This window comes from Streptomyces sp. NBC_01077, assembly GCF_045162855.1.
Lineage (GTDB): Bacteria > Actinomycetota > Actinomycetes > Streptomycetales > Streptomycetaceae > Streptomyces.
Genome location: NZ_CP108669.1, coordinates 2,754,019 through 2,774,397, shown reverse-complemented (window position 1 = coordinate 2,774,397; position 20,379 = coordinate 2,754,019). Strand labels below are relative to the sequence as shown.

General features: G+C 73.8%; 16 protein-coding genes and 1 riboswitch. Of the genes, 5 read left to right on the top strand and 11 right to left on the bottom strand.

Annotated elements, in window-relative coordinates:
* Positions 1-34 precede the first annotated feature (34 nt).
* Entirely contained in the window at positions 35-1,135 is a 1,101-nt protein-coding gene (locus OG462_RS12370) for a pyridoxal-phosphate-dependent aminotransferase family protein (protein ID WP_406066489.1), read from the bottom strand.
* 226 nt (positions 1,136-1,361) lie between these two features.
* Here OG462_RS12370 and OG462_RS12365 point away from each other — a divergent pair, with 226 nt between their 5' ends.
* Both OG462_RS12365 and OG462_RS12360 read left to right on the top strand, forming a co-directional pair.
* Positions 1,362-2,906 carry an FG-GAP repeat protein gene (locus tag OG462_RS12365; RefSeq protein WP_406057301.1) on the top strand — a complete coding sequence of 515 codons (1,545 nt, stop codon included), beginning with the start codon at positions 1,362-1,364 and terminating at the stop codon, positions 2,904-2,906.
* Between the two features lie 64 nt (positions 2,907-2,970).
* Positions 2,971-4,056 carry an amidohydrolase family protein gene (locus OG462_RS12360; protein WP_406057300.1) on the top strand — a complete coding sequence of 362 codons (1,086 nt, stop codon included), beginning with the start codon at positions 2,971-2,973 and terminating at the stop codon, positions 4,054-4,056.
* A gap of 108 nt (positions 4,057-4,164) precedes the next feature.
* Here OG462_RS12360 and OG462_RS12355 read toward each other — a convergent pair whose 3' ends face one another.
* Both OG462_RS12355 and OG462_RS12350 read right to left on the bottom strand, forming a co-directional pair.
* Positions 4,165-4,734: a GNAT family N-acetyltransferase gene (locus OG462_RS12355; RefSeq protein ID WP_406057298.1), complete on the bottom strand. Its 570-nt coding sequence runs from the start codon at positions 4,732-4,734 to the stop codon at positions 4,165-4,167.
* Positions 4,731-6,872, bottom strand: a complete 2,142-nt coding sequence (locus OG462_RS12350) for a penicillin acylase family protein (RefSeq protein WP_406057296.1) — start codon at positions 6,870-6,872, stop codon at positions 4,731-4,733. Before OG462_RS12350 ends, OG462_RS12355 begins: the two co-directional genes overlap by 4 nt.
* A gap of 103 nt (positions 6,873-6,975) precedes the next feature.
* Between OG462_RS12350 and OG462_RS12345 the strand changes: the two genes are divergently transcribed.
* Positions 6,976-7,695 carry a siderophore-interacting protein gene (locus tag OG462_RS12345; RefSeq protein ID WP_406057295.1) on the top strand — a complete coding sequence of 240 codons (720 nt, stop codon included), beginning with the start codon at positions 6,976-6,978 and terminating at the stop codon, positions 7,693-7,695.
* A 311-nt stretch (positions 7,696-8,006) separates the two neighbouring features.
* A complete protein-coding gene (locus OG462_RS12340) occupies positions 8,007-9,017 on the top strand; it encodes an SCO1860 family LAETG-anchored protein (protein WP_406057293.1) in 1,011 nt (336 codons plus the stop codon).
* A gap of 148 nt (positions 9,018-9,165) precedes the next feature.
* Here the strand turns inward: OG462_RS12340 and cobC are convergent, their stop codons facing one another.
* The gene (gene cobC / locus OG462_RS12335) at positions 9,166-10,842 is read right to left on the bottom strand and encodes an Rv2231c family pyridoxal phosphate-dependent protein CobC (RefSeq protein WP_406057291.1); all 1,677 of its coding nucleotides are present in this window, start codon (positions 10,840-10,842) and stop codon (positions 9,166-9,168) included.
* Between the two features lie 21 nt (positions 10,843-10,863).
* Between cobC and OG462_RS12330 the strand changes: the two genes are divergently transcribed.
* The gene (locus OG462_RS12330; RefSeq protein WP_406057289.1) at positions 10,864-11,592 is read left to right on the top strand and encodes a ZIP family metal transporter; all 729 of its coding nucleotides are present in this window, start codon (positions 10,864-10,866) and stop codon (positions 11,590-11,592) included.
* Between the two features lie 2 nt (positions 11,593-11,594).
* Here OG462_RS12330 and OG462_RS12325 read toward each other — a convergent pair whose 3' ends face one another.
* The 7 genes from OG462_RS12325 to OG462_RS12295 all read right to left on the bottom strand — a co-directional run bounded on the left by OG462_RS12325 (position 11,595) and on the right by OG462_RS12295 (position 20,100).
* A complete protein-coding gene (locus OG462_RS12325) occupies positions 11,595-12,950 on the bottom strand; it encodes a cobyrinate a,c-diamide synthase (protein ID WP_406057287.1) in 1,356 nt (451 codons plus the stop codon).
* Positions 12,944-13,552 carry a cob(I)yrinic acid a,c-diamide adenosyltransferase gene (gene cobO / locus OG462_RS12320; RefSeq protein ID WP_317594120.1) on the bottom strand — a complete coding sequence of 203 codons (609 nt, stop codon included), beginning with the start codon at positions 13,550-13,552 and terminating at the stop codon, positions 12,944-12,946. The genes OG462_RS12325 and cobO overlap by 7 nt, the downstream gene beginning before the upstream one ends.
* Positions 13,552-15,597: a putative cobaltochelatase gene (locus tag OG462_RS12315; protein ID WP_406057285.1), complete on the bottom strand. Its 2,046-nt coding sequence runs from the start codon at positions 15,595-15,597 to the stop codon at positions 13,552-13,554. The genes cobO and OG462_RS12315 overlap by 1 nt, the downstream gene beginning before the upstream one ends.
* A gap of 199 nt (positions 15,598-15,796) precedes the next feature.
* Complete coding sequence (locus OG462_RS12310) at positions 15,797-17,305, bottom strand: cobyric acid synthase (RefSeq protein WP_406057283.1); 1,509 nt, start codon at positions 17,303-17,305, stop codon at positions 15,797-15,799.
* Positions 17,302-18,285, bottom strand: coding sequence for a cobalamin biosynthesis protein (locus OG462_RS12305; protein ID WP_406057281.1), 984 nt, complete (start codon positions 18,283-18,285; stop codon positions 17,302-17,304). The genes OG462_RS12310 and OG462_RS12305 overlap by 4 nt, the downstream gene beginning before the upstream one ends.
* A 33-nt stretch (positions 18,286-18,318) precedes the next feature.
* A riboswitch (cobalamin riboswitch) is annotated at positions 18,319-18,451 on the bottom strand.
* Positions 18,452-18,597: 146 nt separating this feature from the next.
* Positions 18,598-18,819 carry a hypothetical protein gene (locus OG462_RS12300; protein WP_406057279.1) on the bottom strand — a complete coding sequence of 74 codons (222 nt, stop codon included), beginning with the start codon at positions 18,817-18,819 and terminating at the stop codon, positions 18,598-18,600.
* 12 nt (positions 18,820-18,831) lie between these two features.
* The gene (locus tag OG462_RS12295; protein ID WP_406057277.1) at positions 18,832-20,100 is read right to left on the bottom strand and encodes an anion permease; all 1,269 of its coding nucleotides are present in this window, start codon (positions 20,098-20,100) and stop codon (positions 18,832-18,834) included.
* Positions 20,101-20,379 lie beyond the last annotated feature (279 nt).

Here is a 20,379-nt window from a genome sequence, read left to right as displayed (position 1 = left end):
GGACCCCCGCCCCCTCCCCGTACCGGCGGCCGGATCAGGCCCACGCCTCCGTGACCGCCCGGCGCGCGCCCTCCAGGTCCACCGCGCGACCCGTCTCGCCGAGCGCCGCGCCCAGGGCGGCCAGCGAGGACTGCACGGCGCCCGGAGTCGCGTCCACCCCGTAGTGGTTGACCCGGATCATCTCCTCGGCCAGCGCCCCGCCGCCCGCGATCAGCGGCAGCGACGGATCGGCGGCCAGCGCCTTCGCCACGAGCTCCGAGGCGTCCACCCCGGCCGGCACGCGCAGCGTCGTCGCGACCGGGGCCGCGTCCTTCGCCTCGTACACATACGGCTCCAGGCCGCCGCCCAGGGCCAGCGCGCCCGCGCGGGTCGCGGCCGCCGCGGAGGCGTGCCGCGCCATCAGGGCGTCCAGCCCCTCCGCCTCGATCCGCTCCACACAGGCCTCCAGGGCCAGCATCTCCAGCTGCGCCGGAGCGTGCAGCAGCGCCTTCCGGCCGCCGTCGATCCAGCGCTCCTTCCAGTCCAGCAGGGAGAGGTACGAGCGGCGCGGGGCGGCCGGGTTGGCGGCGAACCGCTCCCACGCCCGCGCGCTCACCGACACCGCCGACACACCCGCGGGCCCGCCCATCGCCTTCTGCGCGCCGATGATGCACATGTCCACGCCCCAGGCGTCCGGCAGCACCGGCTCGGCGCCGATCGACGCCACCGCGTCCAGGTAGAACAGCGCGCCGTGCGCCCGCACGACCTCACCGATCTCCGCCACCGGGTTGGTGTTGCCGGTCGCCGCCTCCGCGTGCACCAGGGACACGAAGTCGATCTCCGGGTGCGCGGCGAGCGCCTGCTCCACCTGAGCGGCCGTCACCGCCGTGTGGAAGGGCACCTCCAGGTCGACGACGGTCGCGCCGCAGTCCCGCAGCCAGTTGCCGAAGGTCTGCCCGTACGGTCCCGTGACCACGTTCAGGGCGGTCGAACCGGCCCGCGCCCCGCTGCGGATGCACCCCTCCAGGGGGAGCAGCGCCTCGCCCTGGGTGATCACCACGTCCTGCTCCGTGGAGAGCAGCGCGGCCACCCGCCGCTCGATCGACGCGAAATGCGCGGCGGTCAGCGGGGCAAGGTCCAGGAGCGGATGTGTCACGGTCACGACGGTGCCTTCTTCGACTCGGTGCGGTGCGGGCGGAACTCCGGATCAGGGTACCGAGGCACCCCGTACCGCCCCTTGGCCCACCCGTACAAAAGGGATCTTCGTCCCGGTGTAACCGTCAAGGGACATCAGGTGTCCAACAGGACGACGGACCGGGCACGGGCCCCGTCCGGCAGACCCCCGCAGCCGCCCGGAACCCTCCGACTCCAGGAGTCGCTCCATGCGCAAGCACCGCTCCGCCGCCCTCGCCGCGGCGACGCTCCTCCTTCTGACCGGTGCGGGGATCGCGACCGCACCGGCCGCCTGGGCCGGGGTGCCCGGCAGCACCCGCGCCGACGACCGCAACTGCGACTTCGACGGCGACGGCTTCGACGACGTCCTCGTCGGCGCGCCCGACGCCACCGTCGGCGGGAGGCGGGGCGCCGGCCTCGTCACCGTCCAGTACGGCTCGCCCGACGGCATCGACACCCGCGCCGCCACGATCATCAGCCAGAACACCACCGGAGTCCCCGGCGACGCCGAGGCGGGCGACTCCTTCGGCGCCGCCGTCGCCACCGGCGACCTCGACGGCGACGGCTACGACGACGCCGTGATCGGCGCCCCCGGCGAGGACATCGGCACCCTCGCCGACGCCGGCGGCGCGATCGTCCTGTGGGGCTCCCCGCACGGACTCGTCGGCACCGACAGCCGCTGGGTCGAAAGCCTCCTCGGCCCGGTGGCCGGGAACCGCTTCGGCTCTGCCCTCGCCGCCGCGCGGTTCACCGCCGAGACGCCGGGGGACCAGCTCATCGCCCTCGACCGCCGGTCCGCGGAGCGGCACCTGTTCGGCGCCGCGCCGCAGCCGGGCGAGCGGCGCACCGGCACCGGCCCCCGCGCGCACGGCGCCCAGGCGCTGAACCGTGCCGCCGTCGAGCGGAGCGGTGCGCGGGCCGCCGCCGAGCCGCCGCTCCGCGACCTCGTCGCGAAGTCCCTCACCACCTGCGACTACGACAGGAACGGATTCGCGGACCTGGTGATCGGCGGAGTCAGCACCGGCGCCGAACCCGGCCACGGCTGGTCCTGGTACCTCGCCGGACAGAGCGACTACCTCGTGCACCAGCGCGACCTGCGCGGCGGCCCGGTCACCGCCTCCGGCGACATCGACGGCGACGGCTACGACGACCTCGTCACCGGCGAGCCGCACAGCCCCGACGACGGCGGCGAGAGCATGACCGGCGGCCTCGTCGGCGTCTACCGGGGGAGCGCGCGCGGTCTCGCGGGCGCCACCGGCGTCGGCACCCCGCCGCAGTGGTGGACCCAGAACTCCCCGGGAGTGCCGGGCGCCGACGAGCGCGGAGACGGCTGGGGCGCCGACCTCTCCCTCGGCGACACCGACCACGACGGCTACGCGGACCTCGCGATCGGCGCCCCCGGCGAGGACATCGGCAGCGTCGCCGACGCGGGCATGGTCACCGTCCTGCGCGGTACGGCCCGGGGCCTGACCGGCACCGGCGCCCTGTACTGGACCCAGGACTCGCCGTCCGTGCCCGGCGCGGTGGAGAAGGGCGACAGGTTCGGCGGCCAGGTCCGGCTCTCCGACGACGACGCCGACGGCCGCTTCGGCCTGCTCGCCGCCGCCCCCGGGGAGAACACCGAGGACGGCCACGTGTGGGTCTTCCCCGCCGGTACGGCCGGGCCGACCGCCACCGGCTCGTGGACCTTCAGCGTCGGCAGCTTCGGCGGCCCGTACCTCGACGCCCGCCTGGGGGCCGCGATCGACGAGTGACCCTCCGGGCGGGGGCTCCCGACCGGGCTCCCGGCCGGGGCACCCGTCCTCGTACAGTGCAGGCATGAGCGATCACGCGGTGCTGCACGTGAAGGGACGGGTGCTGGTCGGCCCCGAGGACGTACGGGACGAACTGTGGTGCGTCGACGGGCGGATCACCTTCGACCGGCCGACCGCCGAGGCGGTCACCGTCGAGGGCTGGGTACTGCCCGGACTCGTCGACGCCCACTGCCACGTCGGCCTCGACCGGCACGGCCCCGTCGACGAGGCCACCAGCGAGAAGCAGGCCCTCACCGACCGGGACGCGGGCACCCTGCTGATCCGGGACGCCGGCTCGCCCTCCGACACCCGCTGGATCGACGAGCGGGAGGACCTGCCGAAGATCATCCGTGCGGGCCGGCACATCGCCCGCACCCGCCGCTACATCCGTAACTACGCCCACGAGATCGAGCCCGCCGACCTCGTGGCGTACGTTGGCCGCGAGGCCCGGCGCGGCGACGGCTGGGTCAAGCTCGTCGGCGACTGGATCGACCGCGAGGCCGGTGATCTCACCGCCTGCTGGCCCCGCACCGAGGTCGAGGCGGCCATCGCCGAGGCGCACCGGCTCGGCGCCCGCGTCACCGCGCACTGCTTCGCGGAGGACTCGCTCCGCGACCTCGTCGAGGCCGGCATCGACTGCATCGAGCATGCCACCGGCCTCACCGAGGACACCATCCCGCTCTTCGCCGAGCGGGGCGTCGCGATCGTCCCGACCCTGGTCAACATCGCGACCTTCCCGCACCTCGCCGACGGCGGCGAGGAGAAGTTCCCCCGCTGGTCGGCCCATATGCGCCGGCTGCACGAGCGCCGGTACGACACCGTGCGCGCCGCCTTCGACGCGGGCGTCCCGGTCTTCGTCGGCACCGACGCGGGCGGCTCCCTCGCCCACGGCCTGGTCGCCGAGGAGGTGGAGGAGCTGACGAAGGCCGGCATCCCGCCGCTCGACGCGCTCTCCGCCACCGCCTGGGGAGCCAGGTCCTGGCTGGGCCGACCCGCGCTGGAGGAGGGTGCCCCGGCCGACCTCGTCGTCTACGGCGAGGATCCGCGCGCGGACGTCCGCGTCCTCGCGGCGCCGCGCCGGGTCGTCGTCAACGGGCGGGTCGTGGGGTAGAGCAGGTCCCTGGGGACCTTGAGACCGGCGCACCGGGACCGGGAGACCAGAGCCGGGACCGGGAGAACCGGCGCCGGGCCCGGGGAGACCGGCACCGGGCCCGGGAGACTAGCGCCGGTTCAGGAACGCGAGCCGGGCCTTCTTCTCCGGGATGAAGACCTCCGGCAGGTCCACCTCGGGCAGCACGACCTCCGGGCCCAGCTCGAACCCGGCCCGCACCATGCGGGCGATCGCCTTCTCGTTGGCGGCGTCCGGCTCCACGACCACGCGGGTGTGGTCCTGCAGCGTGAAGGCGATGAGCACGGACAGGAGCGTGCCGGTGAAGCCGGGCTGCGGGGCCGCGTTCGGCGCGATGAGGAAGTGGGCGCCGATGTCCCCGGGCTCCACCTCGTAGCACTCGCTCACGCGGTCGGCCTCGGGGTCGTACGTCTGGAGGAGCGCGACCGGCTCGTCGTCGAGGCTCACCAGGAAGCCGTGGTGAGTGGTGAGCGAGTCGAGGTGCGCGTAGACGTCCCGGACCTGCTCGACGGTGGTGCCGACCATGCCCCAGAAGCGGGACCGCTCCTCGTTGACCCAGGCGTGCAGGAGCGGCGCGTCGTGCTCGGGCTCGACGGGCCGGACCGTGACGGTGCCGAAGCCCTCGATTCTCTGGACGTAGGCGGCGGTGGCGGTGGTCATCCCTGCTCCTTGGTGAGGTACTGCCAGTCGGTGGTGACGGGGGCGAGTTCGCCCCTCAGCCACAGCGGAAGCTGGTCGCGGTGGTGCGGGTCGCCGGGCACGCCGGACGCGCCGAACGGCACGATCCAGCCGCTCCGTTCGCGGTCGGCGAGGTCCCAGACGTAACGGGCGGCGGAGGCCCGGGCGCTGCGGTCGGTCCACCCGGGCACGCTGGACGTGGAGAGCACACAGTCGTGGTCCCCGCCGAGCCCCGGCCACTGCGCGTCGTCGGGGTCGGGCAGTGCCTGCCAGGGCGCGAGCCGGTGCGTCACGCCCCAGGCGGCCGGCGGCTCGCCCGCCCCGATCTCGTCGAGCGCCTCGCGCACGATCCGGTCGACGTCCCCGGCGGGCACGGGCCCGGCCACCAGCAGGGTCTCCAGGGCGTAGGCGACGCGCGGCCCGAGGGCCAGCCAGGGCCGGAACACCTCGGGGTACGGGGCGGGTTCGCGCAGCGCCGCGAAGGCCTCGTGCGCGGCGAGCCGGCGTACGACGGCTCCGCGCACGGCGGCGTAGAGACCGGCGTCGGTGCTCGCGGCGTCCATCCGCCGGTCCCAGGCGAGCAGCCGGTCCCGTACGGCGGAGGCAGCGGGGGAGAGGGCGGCAGAGCCGCTCCCGCCCACCCGCGCGACCGCCGCGAGGAGGCGGGCCGCCGAGGGGTTGTCGGTGTCCCGGTGGACGGCGGTGACGGTCTCCGGGGTCCAGTCGGCCGAGGCGCCGAGGAGCGCGTCGATCCGGGCCGCCCGGTGCGGCGGGGCGAACTCGATGCCCAGCGGCGCGGCCAGTCCCCGGGCGTTGGCCATCACGGCGTGGCCGTCCACCCCGGCGCGGGGGAGCGGCGCCGGAGCGTCCTCCCACGCGTGCGCCGGGTCCCAGGCGGGCACGATGCGCAGGGAGTTGGCCCGGTGCCGTACGGGCACATGGCCGGCGACCCGGTGCAGCAGACCGCCCCGGGTGTCGGCGGCCAGGACGACGTTCACCGGCTCGACCCAGCCGTCGAGGGCCGCGTCCACATCGGCGACGGTCCTGGCGCGCAGCAGCGCGGGCAGCACCTCGAACCCGAGCTGCCCGGTGACGCGCGGCGGGTACCGCAGACTGACGGCCTCCCAGGCCGTCGGCTCGCCCTGCGAGGCGTCCTCCGGCGCACCGCCCTCGGGCTCGCCGTCCACCCCGATGATCACCGGGCCCCGGTCGGTCTCGATCACCTCGACGACGACCGGCTCCCCGCCCGCGACCTCGACCGTCTCGGTGTGCGTCGTCGCCGGGCGCCAGCCCGCGGGGCCGTACGCCTCCACCCCGCCGTCCGGGAGCCGCCGCAGCCGCTCCCGGTAGAGGTCCTGGTAGTCCGACATCGCGTTGGTGATCGCCCAGGCCACCGGCCCGGTGTGGCCGAAGTGGCCGAGTCCGGGGATGCCGGGCACGGCGATGCCCACGACGTCGTACGCGGGGCAGGCGAGCCGGATCTGCTGGTAGACACCGGGCGCCTCGATGAACCGGTGCGGGTCCCCGGCGACCAGGGCCGCCCCGCTCGAGGTCCGCTCGCCGGCGACGAGCCAGCCGTTGGAGCCCGAGGTCCCCGGCCCGTCGGTCGCGAAGAGCTCCGTCCACTCCTCGCCGAGCCGCCGGGCGACCTCCTCGCGCCACAGCTTGGTGGGGAAGCCGGCGAACAGGACGTGGGTCGTCAGCCAGACGGCGAGCGGGGTCCACGGCTCCCACCGACCGGGCGCGAGGCCGGTCCCGGCGAACTCGGGCGCGCGCCCGGCCCCCTCCTCCAGGCCGTCGTTGACCCCGTCCACGTACGCGCGTACCCATGCCGCCGTCCGCGGGGCGTCGCGTTCGAGCCGCTCGAAGCAGCGGCGGGCGGTGTCGGCGAGCCGGGACCGCCGGGCGAAGATGTCCCAGCCGAGCTCGGCTGGGCCGAGGAAGGCGGCCGTGGTGCCCTGGGCCCGGTGCCGCTCGACCTCCAGCTGCCAGGCCCGGTCGCGGGCGGTGACCCGGCCCTGGGCGAAGGCGAGTTCGTCCGGGTCCGCGGCGCGCAGATGAGGGACGCCCCAGGCGTCCCGGTAGACCTCGATGCTCACGGAGACCCCGATCCCGTCCATGTCTCTGCCACGTCCTGACATGGTCTTCCGCCACGCCGTCCGCCGTTTTCTTAGGTTAGGCTGACCTAAATTAATCTACAGGAGTTCAGGGGAGGGGATTGCGGTGGGTCACGGCTGGCAGGGTGCCGTTCTCAAGCTGATGCGGGGCAAGGACTTCACGTTCACCGTGACGGGGGCCGAGCAGGTCACCGAGGACTACCGCAGGGTGCACTTCACGGACGGCGGTCTGCTCGCCGCGGCCGGAGTCCACCCGACGATGTGGGTGCGCATCTGGTTCGAGAACGCGGGCAAGCCGCACCAGCGCGCGTACACCCTGGTCGACCCCGACCCGGAGGCCGGCACCTTCAGCCTGGAGTTCGCCCTCCATGACGGCGTCGCCAGCCGCTGGGCCCGCACCTGCACCCCCGGCGACACCGTGGACGCGACCCTCCAGGGCACCGGCTTCGAGGCCCCGGAGCCGGTGCCCGGGCGTCTCCTCGTGGTCGGCGACCCGGCGTCCCTGCCCGCCGTCAACTCCCTGCTCGACGCACTGCCGGGCGTCCCCGCCACGGTCTGGTTCGAGACCCGGCACGCCTCCGACGAGGAGCTGCCGGTCCGGCTCGACCCCGAGCACCACGAACTGCGCCGGGTGCCGCGCCGGAACGGCGGGGCCGACCTCGTCGCCCGCGTGAAGGCCGAGCTTCCCGGGCTCGCGGACTCCGACCCGTACGTCTGGATCGCCTGCGACACCGCGACCACCCGCACCCTCGCCACGTACGCGCGCAAGGAGCTGGCCCTGCCCAAGGAGCGCGTCCACGCCCTGGGGTACTGGCGCGCGAGCTGAACCCGTCGGGCGACGCGCCGGGTTGACGATCCGTTACTTCGGCGCGGAGCGGATCGTTCACACCCTTCCCGCGTGTGCCCGCTGTGTACCCGCGCGTGTGAAAGACGCGGGACACCGGGGGACGGTTGTGCCGAAAAAAATCGAATATGAACACGGAAACCCCCCTTTGGAGTGAACTCACGTCAGGCGACTGCCGGTTCACTCTCCGTGCGTAAAGATTCCGGTGTCTCAAGTCGCCGAGGCCGCGCCGACCCACCGTCCCCGTGGTGAGCGGCCGGCGACGCCATGTCTCCTGTGGGGGTTCCACCATCTTGAACAGCAACACCTTCCGCATGCCCGTACGCCGTACCGCCGCCGCCGCGACCGTCGCCGCCCTGACCGTCGGCCCGGTCCTCCTCGTGGCCCCGGCGGCGCAGGCCACGGGCGGCGAAGGGCGCGCCACCGCCGTCGTCCTGCGGACCGGCCTCGACGTCTCCCTCCTCGGCAAGACGGTCGACGTGCCGCTGCGGGTCTCCCTCAACGAGGTGAAGGCGCCGGAGACCGAGAACCGGACCGCGCTCTCCGTGAAGGTGCAGGGGGCCGAGGAGGGCAGGCCGATCGACATCCTCGCCGCCGACGTCGCCACCTCGAAGGCCACCGTGGACGAGGAGAAGGCCGAGGGGTACGTGAACCTCGTCAAGGCCCGGGTCCACGTCCCCGGAATCCCACTGCTCTCGCTCATCGAGGTCGAGAAGGTGACCTCCAAGGCGCTGTGCGAGGTGGGCAGGAAGCCGGTCGCCGAGTCCAACGTCCTCGGTCACGTCACCGTCTTCGGCAAGAGGACGACCCTCTCCACCGGCGGCCGGACCCAGGTCAGCGTCCCCGGCGTCGGTGCCGTGACCCTCGACCTCTCCCGTACGTCCACGACCTCGCGCACGGCGGCGGCGACCGCCCTCGAACTCAGGGTGGAGGTCGACCCGCTGAAGCTCGGCGTCGCCGAGGTCAACGGCACCGTGACGCTCGCCGAGGCCACCTGTGAGACGCCCAAGGGCACCGCCCCGACGGAGAAGCCCACGGAGCGGCCCACCGAGAAGCCGACCGAGCAGCCCACCCGGGAGCCCAGCGAGCGGCCCTCCGAGCAGCCCACACAGCAGCCCTCGGTCAAGCCGAGCGACGCCGGCGGCATCAAGACGAACAACGGCGGCACCACGCCCACCCAGAACCTCGCCGAGACCGGCGGCAGCTCCACCACCCCGTACATCGCGGGCGGGGCGCTCGCACTTCTCGTGGCCGGCGGCGGCGCCCTCGCGCTGACCCGCTCGCGCGCCCGCTCCCGAGGCTGACGGCCCGAGGGGGACGCGCCGGGGGGCGCCGAAGGCTCCGGGGGGAGCCTCGATGGGGGAATGCGGGTCCGGGGAGGGCGACGGTGACGACGTCGCCCTCCCCGGACCCGTGTGCGTCGGACGGGCTCAGCCGCCCGTCGGCGGCCGCTCAGCCACCCATCAACAGGGCCTGGTCGAGGGCCTGGAGGAAGCGGTTCGTCGTCACCCGGTCCCGGACCGCGATCCGCAGCCAGTTCCGGTCGAGTCCCGGGAACGTGTCGCCCCGGCGGGCCGCGAAGCCCAGCGACCTCAGCCGCTCCCGGATCGCGTCCGCCCCGTCGATCCGCAGCAGCACGAACGGGCCCTCCGACTCCGTCACCGTCCGCACCTCGTCGAACTCCGCCAGCCCGGCGAGCAGATGGGCCCGCTCCACCCCGATCCGGTGCGCCGCGTGCTCGGCCTCCGCGAGCGCCGCCCGCGACATGCACGCCTCCGCCGCCACCAGGGCCGGCGTGGACACCGGCCACAGCGGCTGCGTCCGCTCCAGGGCCGCGACCGTCTCCGGCTCGGCCAGCACGTACCCGATCCGCAGGCCGGCGAGCCCCCAGGTCTTGGTGAGGCTGCGCAGCACCACGAGCCCGGGCACATCGGTCCGCCCGGCCAGCGACTCGCGCTCGCCCGGCACCGCGTCGATGAAGGCCTCGTCGACCACCAGGGTCCGCCAGGGTCTCGCGAGGGCGGCGATCGAGGCGGCGGAATGCAGCACGGACGTGGGGTTCGTGGGATTGCCGATCACCACCAGGTCCGCGTCCTCGGGGACGGCCGCCGGATCCAGCCGGAAACCGTCCTCCTCGCGCAGCAGCACCCGGCCCACCTCGTGGCCGACGTCGCGCAGCGCCGCCTCCGGCTCGGTGAACTGCGGATGCACGACGACGGGCCGGCGCACCGGCAGAGCCCGCGCGATCAGCACGAAGGCCTCCGCCGCGCCGGCCGTGAGCAGCACCCGGTTCGAGGGCAGATCATGCCGCTCGGCGACGGCCGCCCGAGCGGCCCGGCCGTCCGGGTAGGCGGCGAGTCCGGTCAAGGAGTCGGCGATGCGCTCCCGCAGCCAGTCCGGAGGGGTGTTCGTCCGGACGTTGACCGCCAGATCGATGAGTTTCTCGTCCCGGACCTCGGCGTCACCGTGGTGGCGCAGGTCGTGGGCGTCGGTATGCAGATGCATGTCCATGGCCGCCGTCGTGTGGGGGGTGGGGATGGTGGGGGGTGAGCCAGGCTCGCCAGCGATGTACCCGTGAGCCGGGGGCAACAACCGTACGCCTGGGGCGTCTTCGTTCGGACGAACCGGGACAGAAGCGGCGAGAGCGCACGTTACGCGCCGGGTTTTCCGCTTCCGCACGAGGAGTACGGCACGGCGGGCGGGGGTACGCGCACGCGTACCCCCGTCGGCCTCCGCCTCGGTACGCGCCCGCGTACCCGGGCCGATCCATGTCTCCGCACGCGCCCGCGTACCGGGGCCCGCCGTCTCCGCCCCGAACAGCGCCCCCGCCGCGAGCAGCGCGGCCGCCTCCGCCACGGACGCCGTGCCCGTCGCGGCCAGCGGCAGCGCGGACGGATGCGGTACGGGCACGGCCGCCAGCTCCCCGGCCGTGAACGCCCGCACCGGGACGCCGAGCTCCGCCGCCGCCCCCGTGACGCCCGGCTCCGCCGCCCGCGCTTCGAGCGTGGCGAGCGACCGGACGTCCGCGCGCGTCAGACCCGCCTCCCGCAGAACCGCCTCGACCAGGGCGAGCACTTCGTCCACCGGGACCCCCGCCCGGGCGCCGACGCCGAGGTGCGCGGACGCCACCCCATCCGATACCAAAGGCCCATGGCTGTAGTCGTCGCGCTCGGCGCGTTCCTCATGACGCTCTTCGGCGGCTGGGTCGCGCAACGCGTCACCGACCGACGCCACCTCGTCCTCGGCCTCGCCGGCGGACTCATGCTCGGCGTCGTCGGACTCGACCTGCTGCCCGAGGCCCTGGAGGCGGCGGGCGACAAGGTCTTCGGTGTCCCGGAGGCCCTGCTGCTCTTCGTCGGCGGCTTCCTCTTCGCCCATGTCGTGGAGCGACTCCTCGCCGTACGCCAGGCCGCGCACGGGGTGGCGGCCGACGAGCGGGTCCCGCAGGTCGGCATGACGGCGGCCGCCGCGATGGTCGGTCACAGCCTCATGGACGGCATCGCGCTGGGCGCCGCCTTCCAGGTCGGCGGCGGCATGGGCGCCACCGTCGCCCTCGCCGTCATCACCCATGACTTCGCCGACGGCTTCAACACGTACACGATCACCAGCCTCTACGGGAACGCCCGCCGCAAGGCCCTCGGGATGCTCGTCGCCGACGCCCTCGCCCCCCTGGTCGGCGCCGCCTCCACCCTGCTGTTCACCCTTCCGGAGGAACTCCTCGGCAGCTATCTGGGCTTCTTCGGCGGCGCCCTGCTCTACCTGGCCGCCGCCGAGATCCTGCCGGAGGCCCACCACGACCACCCCGCCCGTTCCACCCTGCTGTGCACGGTGGCGGGCGTCGGCTTCATCTGGCTCGTGGTGGGAGTCTCCGGCGGCTGAACTCATGCGACCGGACCGCCCGCGCAGCGCTCGACGAACCGCGCGGCCACCTCGGGAGCGCCCGCCCAGTGGGTGTGCACGTAACTGGCGTGCACCCCCTGCTGTACGAAGCCCTCGACGCGCCGCTCGGGCTGCCGCAGCCCCCACGCGGCCGACGCCCCGGCGCCCGGCTCGATGACGGTCCGGTGGAACTCATGGCCCCGCATCCGCGCCCCGGCGGGCGCGAGCACGCTGTCGCTCACGGCGACGGCGTCCCGGTAGCCGAGCGTGAGCCGCTCCGACATCCGCGCCTCCGCGTCGAGCACCCCGCACATGGGGGTGCCGTCGAGCGACCGCGCGAGATACAGCAGCCCGGCGCACTCGGCGGCGATGGGCGCCCCGGAGGCGGCAAGCGCGGCGACGGCCTTCCGCAGGGGCTCGTTGGCGGAGAGCTCGTTCCCGTACATCTCGGGGAACCCACCGCCTATGACGAGCCCGCTCGTCCCCTCGGGAAGCGCTTCGTCCCGCAGCGGATCGAAGGTGACGACCTCGGCGCCGGCGGCCCGCAACAGCTCCGTGTGCTCGGCGTACGAGAACGTGAAGGCGGCTCCACCGGCCATCGCCACCACCGGCCTGCGGCCGGGCCGGTCCGCCGACCGGTGGGCGTCCCACGGCTCGGCGTGCAGTTCGGGCGCGCTGCGCGCAAGCGCAAGGAGCGCCTCCATGTCGCACCCGGCCGACACCTGCTCCGCCTGCGCCGCGACCGCGGACACCGCCGCGGCCTGCCGCTCGGCAACCGGCACAAGCCCCAGATGCCGCGACGGCGTCGCAACAGCAGGCGCCCGCCGCAACACCCCCAGCACCGGCACCCCCGACTCCCCGAGCGCCTCCCGCAACAAATGCTCGTGCCGATCCGTCGCGACCTTGTTGAGGATCACGCCCCCGATCCGCACCTCCGGATCCCAGGACGCGAACCCGTGCACGAGCGCCGCCACCGACCGCGACTGCGACGACGCGTCGACGACGAGCACCACCGGCGCCTTGAGCAGCTTCGACACCTGTGCGGTGGAGGCGAGTTCGCCCTGGTCGGCGGCCCCGTCGTACAGGCCCATCACCCCCTCGACGACCGCCAGGTCGCACCCGCGCGCCCCGTGCTCGAAGAGCGGCGCGATCAGCCCCGTACCGCACATGTACGCGTCGAGGTTGCGGCCCGGCCGCCCCGTCGCGAGGGCGTGATAGCCCGGGTCGATGTAGTCCGGTCCGACCTTGTGCGGCGAGACCGCCAGACCACGGCCGGCGAACGCGGCCATCAGACCGGTCGCGACCGTGGTCTTGCCCGCGCCCGAGGAGGGCGCGGCGATGACGAGACGTGCTACCACTCGATGCCCCGCTGGCCCTTCTGACCGGCGTCCATCGGGTGCTTGACCTTGGACATGTCGGTGACGAGATCCGCGAAGTCGACGAGCTCCTGCGGGGCGTTGCGGCCGGTGATGACGACGTGCTGGTGCCCGGGACGGTCGCGCAGCACCTCGACGACCTCCTTGGTGTCGATCCACCCCCAGTGCAGGAGGTACGCGAACTCGTCGAGGACGTAGAACTTGTACTTCTCCTCGGCGAGGTCCCGCTTGACCTGCTCCCAGCCTTCGCGGGCCTTCTCCTCGTGCGACTGCTCGCCCTCGGCGACCTCGCGCTGGATCCAGGACCAGCCCTCACCCATCTTGTTCCAGGTGACGGTGCCGCCCTTGCCGGTCTCGCCGAGCGCCTTGAGGGCGTTCTCCTCGCCGACCTTCCACTTGGCGGACTTGACGAACTGGAACACCCCGATCGGCCAGCCCTGGTTCCAGGCGCGCAGCGCCATGCCGAACGCGGCGGTCGACTTCCCCTTGCCGACGCCCGTGTGCACCATCACCAGTGCGCGGTTGCGGCGCTGACGGGTGGTGAGACCGTCGTCGGGAACGACGGTCGGCTGTCCCTGCGGCATTAAGCGGCCCTCCTGGTGGTTGTCTGTCCTGCCTGTACGTCTCTGACGAGGCCGGCGATCGAATCGGCGCGCAGCTCGTCCAAGGTGACGGCGGTGCCGCCGAGTTCACGCGCCAGCTCACGGGCGAGGCCGAGCCGTACCGGTCCGGTCTCGCAGTCCACGACGACGGAGGCCGTGCCGTCGGCCGCGTGCAGCCGCGCGGCGCGGGCGGCGAGCGCCACCGGGTCGGCGCCGCCGCCGGTCGCGCGCCCGTCGGTCACGACGACGAGCAGCGGACGGCGCGAGGGGTCCCGCAGCCGCTCGACGCGCAGGACGTCGTGGGCCTTGAGGAGCCCGGCCGACAGCGGGGTACGACCACCGGTCGGGAGCTTCTCCAGCCGGGCGGCGGCCGCGTCGACGGACGAGGTCGGCGGCAGCGCGACCTCGGCGTCACGGCCCCGGAAGGTGATGAGGCCGACCTTGTCGCGCCGCTGGTAGGCGTCGAGCAGCAGGGAGAGGACGGCGCCCTTGACGGCGCTCATCCGCTGCCGGGCCGCCATCGAACCGGAGGCGTCGACGGCGAAGAGCACCAGGTTCCCCTCGCGCCCCTCCCGGGTCGCCTGCCGCAGGTCGTCCCGGCGGACCACGAGCCCGGGACCGGTCCGCCCACGGGCCTTCTGGTGCGGGGCGGCGGCCTGCACGGTGGCGGCCAGGTGCAGCTTGGTCAGCGCGCCACGGGGGCGTACGGATCCGGTGGTACGGCCGTGCTCGGTACGGGCCCGGGAACGGCGCCCGGCCGCGCCCTCGCCCAGACCCGGGACACTGAGCACCTTCGTACGGAAGGGCTCGGAGGCGGCGACGGCCGCGCGTTCCCCGGAACCGGCGCCCTGGGGAGCGGGCGCGGGAGCGGAAGTCTCCTCGGGAGCGGGGGAGTTCTCGGCGGCGGGCCCGTCGCTCTGCGGCGGAACACCCCCGCCGGGGCCACCGTCACCGGGACCGCCGTCGCCGGGCCCGTCGGGCTCGGGGTCCGGATCCGGGTCCGGGTCCGGCTCCTCACCCTTGAACTCCTCCAGGGTCTCGTCGAGCTTGTCCTCGTCGAGGCCGGGGGCGTCGAAGGGGGAGCGGCGCCGCCGGTGGGGGAGGGCGAGGAGCGCGGCCTGCCGTACGTCCTCGGAGGTGACCTCGGTGCGTCCGGCCCAGGCGGCGAGCGCGGTCGCGGTGCGGGCCATGACGATGTCGGCGCGCATGCCGTCGACCTCGAACGCGGCACAGGTGGCGGCGATCTGGAGCAGTACGGCGTCGCCGAGCGTCACCTGGGGCAGCAGGGCGCGGGCGGCGGTGATCCGGCCGCGCAGCGCGGTCTCCTCGTCGGCCCAGCGCGTGGCGAAGGCGGCGGGGTCGTCCTCGAAGGCGAGCCGCCGGCGGACGACCTCGACCCGCTGCTGCGGGTCGCGCGACGCGGCCACCTCGACGGTCAGACCGAACCGGTCGAGAAGCTGGGGCCGCAGCTCGCCCTCCTCGGGGTTCATGGTGCCGACGAGGAGGAAGCGGGCGGCATGCCGTACGGAGACACCCTCACGCTCGACGTAGGAGGATCCCATGGCGGCGGCGTCGAGCAGATGATCGATGAGGTGATCGCTCAGCAGATTGACTTCGTCGACGTAGAGGATGCCGCGATGGGCGGCGGCGAGAAGCCCGGGCTCGAAGGCCTTGACCCCTTCGCTGAGCGCCTTCTCGATGTCGAGCGAGCCGACGAGCCGGTCCTCGGAGGCGCCGACGGGCAGCTCGACCATGCGCGCGGCCCGCTCGGCCCCGGGAGCGACCTCGTGGGGCCCGTCGGGGCAGCCCGCGTCGGGCGAGCCTGGATCGCAACTGAACCGGCACCCCGCGACGACGGGCACGGCGGGCAGCAACTCGGCGAGCGCGCGCACGGCGGTGGACTTGGCGGTCCCCTTCTCCCCCCGGACGAGCACACCGCCCACGGCCGGGCTGACGGCATTGAGCAGCAGCGCGAGCCGCAGGTCGTCCATACCGACGACGGCGGTGAACGGATACCGGGTGCTCATCGGGTGGTCACTCCTTCAGATCGCTGATGCTCGAATGACAGCCTGCGGCCGCCAACGGCGAGCAACCCCTCACGGGGGCCACCCGCACTCTTCTCGACACGTCGCACGGGTGGGAACCCCGGCACGGCCGAAGGCCGTGCACACCCCCGCCGTCCCGCACCCGGGCGACACCCCCGCCCCGCGCCCGGCGCGACCGCGCTCACGGCGCACCCGGCGGCACGAAAGGCAGCCCCTTCGGAGCCCCCTCCTCGATCAACCGCAGCAACGCGTCCGTGTCCGCGTGCTCCTCGATCAGGTCCCCCAGCCGGTCCAGCTGTTCCTCCCGCAGCGCCTCGAACGACGTGTCCGGCGCCGGCACGAACCGCCGCCCCGCCGCCGCGGCGACCTCTCGCAGGAACGCCCGCCGGAACCCGTCGCTCTCCAGCGAGCCGTGCCAGTGCGTCCCCCACACGGCGCCGACCCGACACCCGTCCAGGAAGGCTTCCCCGCCCAGCACCTCGGCGACCCCGTGGTGGATCTCGTACCCCTCCACCCGTTCGCCGAGCGCCGACCCCACCGGCCGGGCAAGCGTCTTCTCGGGCGCGAACCGGACCCGTACGGGCAGCAGCCCGAGACCGTCGACGGCCCCGGCCCGGGACTCGACCTCGTCCTCGATGTGCTCGCCGAGCAGCTGGTAGCCGCCACAGATGCCGAGTACCGGACGCCCCTCGGCGGCGCGCCGCAGCAGCGCGTCGGCGAGCCCGCGCTCGCGCAGCCAGGACAGGGCCTTCACCGTGCCCCGGGTGCCCGGCACGATCACGAGGTCCGCGTCGACCAGCTCCTCCGCCCGGTCCACGAACCGCACGACCACACCCGGCTCGGCCGCCAGCGCGTCCACATCGGTGAAGTTGGACATCAGCGGCACCGCGCAGACCGCGACCCGCAGCACGTCCTCGCCGACCGGCGGCGCGACGACGGACTCACGGACCGCACCCCGCAGCGAGACCCGCAGGCCGTCCTCCTCGTCGATGCCGAGCCCGTGCGCGTACGGCAGGACGCCGAAGGTCCGCCGCCCGGTGAGCCCGTGCAGCATGTCGAGCCCCGGTTCGAGCAGGGTCACGTCGCCGCGGAACTTGTTCACGAGATAGCCCGCGATCAGCTCCTGGTCCTCGGGCGCGAGGAGCGCCGTCGTCCCGAAGAACTGGGCGAAGACCCCGCCCCGGTCGATGTCGCCGACCACGACGACGGGCAGCCGCGCGGCCCGAGCGATGCCCATGTTCACGATGTCGGTGCGCCGCAGGTTGATCTCGGCCGGGCTGCCCGCGCCCTCGCAGATCACCGCGTCGTACGTGCTCCGCAGCTCCTCCAGGCACGCCATCACCGGCTCGAAGAGCTCCTTCTGGCGGCCCCCGTGGTAGCCGCGGGCGCTCAGCTCACCGACCGGCTTCCCCATCAGGACGACCTGGCTGGACCGGTCGCTGCCGGGCTTGAGCAGGACGGGGTTCATCAGCGCGGTGGGTTCCACCCGCGCCGCCTGGGCCTGCATGGCCTGGGCACGCCCGATCTCGGCGCCCTCGCGGGTGACGAAGGAGTTGAGGGACATGTTCTGCCCCTTGAACGGCGCCACCTTGAGTCCTTTTCGGACCAGCCAGCGGCAGATGCCGGCCGTCACGACGCTCTTTCCGGCGTCGGACGTGGTCCCGGCGACGAGCAGTCCCCCACCCCTCATGCGTTCCTCCGCTTCCGGGCCCCCAGGGCGCCGATGATCAGGCGGCCGCCCACGCAGGCGGCCAGAGTGAGTCCGGTGACCCGGCGCGACAGCCGTACGGCCCGGTCGATGTCGGTCACCTCGACGGCGCGCCCCTCCCCGTTGAGCACCGGCCGGTGTTCGACCCGTCCGCCGTACGACAGGGTGCCCCCGAGCCGTACGCCGAGCGCGCCCGCGAAGGAGGCCTCGACCGGGCCCGCGTTGGGGCTGGGATGCTTCCCCGCGTCCGCCCGCCAGGCCTTCAGCGCACCCCGCGGGTTCCCTCCGGCGACGGTCGCGAGTACGGCGGTCAGCCGGGCGCCGGGCCAGCCGGCCACGTCGTCGAGCCGGGCCGAGGCCCAGCCGAAGCGGCGGTGGCGGGGCGACTTGTGGCCGACCATCGCGTCGAGGGTGTTGACGGCCCGGAAGCCGACCAGGCCGGGTACGCCCGCGACCGCGCCCCAGAACAGGGCGCCGACCACGGCGTCGGAGGTGTTCTCGGCGACCGATTCGACGACGGCGCGCGCCATCGCGGGCCCGTCCAGGGACTGCGGGTCGCGCCCGCACAGATGCGGCAGCCGCTCCCGGGCGACGTCCAGGTCCCCGGCGGCGAGCGCCCCGCCGATCGCGCGGGCCTCCCGCCCCAGGCTCGTACCGCCGACGACGGCCCACACGGCGGCGGCGGTCAGGGCGACGGTGGCGGCCGGCCGGTTCCGTACGGCCCGGGCGGCGAGCGCTCCGAGGGCGGCGGTGGAGCCGGCGCAGACGGCGGTGTGCAGGGCACCCCAGCCGCGGTGGTCGTGGTGGAGGCGGTTCTCGACCGCGGCGGCCGCCCGGCCGAACGCGGCGACGGGATGTCCGCGGCGGGGGTCGCCGATGAGCAGGTCGACGGCGAGACCCGCGGCCGCGCCGTACGCGAATCCGTCCGGGGAGAGGCGGCTGGTACTGCTGCGGCCGGGCATGGCGCATGTCCTCACTCAGGGTCCGCGCCCTGGATCGACGTGACCGGCGGCGAGAGTTCCTGACTCCCGGACCCTTCGGATCCGGTCACAGTGGCGGGACCGCGCCGGATTCGCACCGGACTTCCTCTACTGCCGCCGTAATGGCCTCGGCAGTCCACCACGGCCCGAGAACACCCGTCAACTCACCCTTGACCTGCGTCGGGTCACTGTGCGAAGCACCACAGACACGCCGCCGTGACGACGACGGCCGGGCGGTCCGCACCCGAAGGTGCGGACCGCCCGGCCGGTGTGCCGTGGACCGTCGGAGGGGCCTCAGGCGACGATCAGATAGATGCCGTACGCCACTGCCGAGAGGCAGAGGGCGAAGCAGGCGTAGGCGCCGGTGCGGGCCAGGGTGGCGGAGCCTCCCTGGGCGGCGGCCTGCTCCTGCTTGGAGAGGCCGATGACGCCGAGGGTGAAGAGGCCCACCAGCGCGACGGTCGCCACGAGGCTGACTCCGAAGACGGAGCCGAGAGCTGCCCAGTCGATCTTCATGTCGTTCGTTCCTTACACCGCTGCGGCGGGGGCGGAGGGAGCGGCCGGGTCGGTGGGAGCCGGTGCGGGGATGGTGGTCTTGAGGTCCTCGTCCGCGACGGCGGCGACGGTACCGGCGGCCGGCGGCGGGGTGACGGCCGCGATGGCGGTGGTCACGACGCCCGCGGGCTCGGCGTCGAGGTCGTCGGCGGTGACGTTGTTGTGGTCGACCGGCTTGCGGCGGGACAGCGACCAGATGACGCCCGAGCCGGCGACCAGCAGGACCGCGACGGCGGCGATGCCCCAGGGGCCCTGCTTGGTGAGGAACTCGGCACCGGCGCCGACCAGGCCCGCGGCGGGCAGGGTCAGACCCCAGGCGACGAACATCCGGGTCGCGGTCGACCAGCGGACGACACCGCCCTTGCGGCCGAGACCGGCGCCCATCACGGCACCCGAGCAGGACTGGGTGGTGGAGAGGGAGAAGCCGAGGTGCGAGGAGGCCAGGATGACCGTCGCGGCGCTGGTCTGGGCGGCGAAGCCCTGCTGCGGACGGAGGTCGGTGAGGCCCTTGCCCATGGTGCGGATGATGCGCCAGCCACCGAGGTAGGTGCCGAGGGCGATCGCGATACCGGCGGAGACGATGACCCACATCGGCGGGTTGGAGCCGGGGGCGAGGACGCCACCGGTGACCAGGGCCAGGGTGATGATGCCCATCGTCTTCTGGGCGTCGTTGGTGCCGTGGGCGAGGGAGACGAGACCGGCGGACGCGATCTGGCCGACCCGGTAGCCCTTGGCGGTGTGCTTCTCGTCGGTCTTGGCGCCGATCCTGTACGTCAGCCGGGTGGCCAGCATCGCGGCGAGACCGGCGACGATCGGAGCGGCGACGGCCGGGATGAGGACCTTGGTGACGATGGTGGGGCCGTTCACGGCCGACCAGCCGGCCGACATGACCGCGGCGCCGATGAGGCCGCCGAAGAGGGCGTGGGAGGAGCTGGACGGAAGTCCGAGCAGCCAGGTCAGCAGATTCCAGAGGATGGCGCCGACCAGCGCGGCGAAGATCACCTCTGTACGGATGCCCTCTTCGTTGATGATCCCGCCGGAGATCGTCTTGGCGACCTCCACGGACAGGAACGCGCCGACGAGGTTCAGCACGGCGGACATGGCCACCGCCGTCTTCGGCTTGAGTGCACCGGTCGAGATGGTCGTGGCCATCGCGTTCGCGGTGTCGTGGAAACCGTTCGTGAAATCGAACACGAGAGCTGTCACGACCACAATGGCGAGCAGCAGCGTGATGTGTTCCATTTACCCAGGCAATCGTTTGACGTCAGTGGCTGGACGAACGTAAGCAACCTGGATGAACGGAAGGTGAACTGGGTCGGGCGGTGTGGTGTCCCGAACCGGTGTCAACAGATTCCGCTTGTGGTCCCGGCACGCGAACTGTCCACGATGCGGGCACCCCGCAACCTCGGGTAATACCGGCCAACACCGGGCACATGCGACCTGCCCCGGTTCCTCCTCCGCCACCCGGTTCCGCTCCCTGGACGGAACCATCCGACCGGGGGACCCCGCGGACGAGACCCA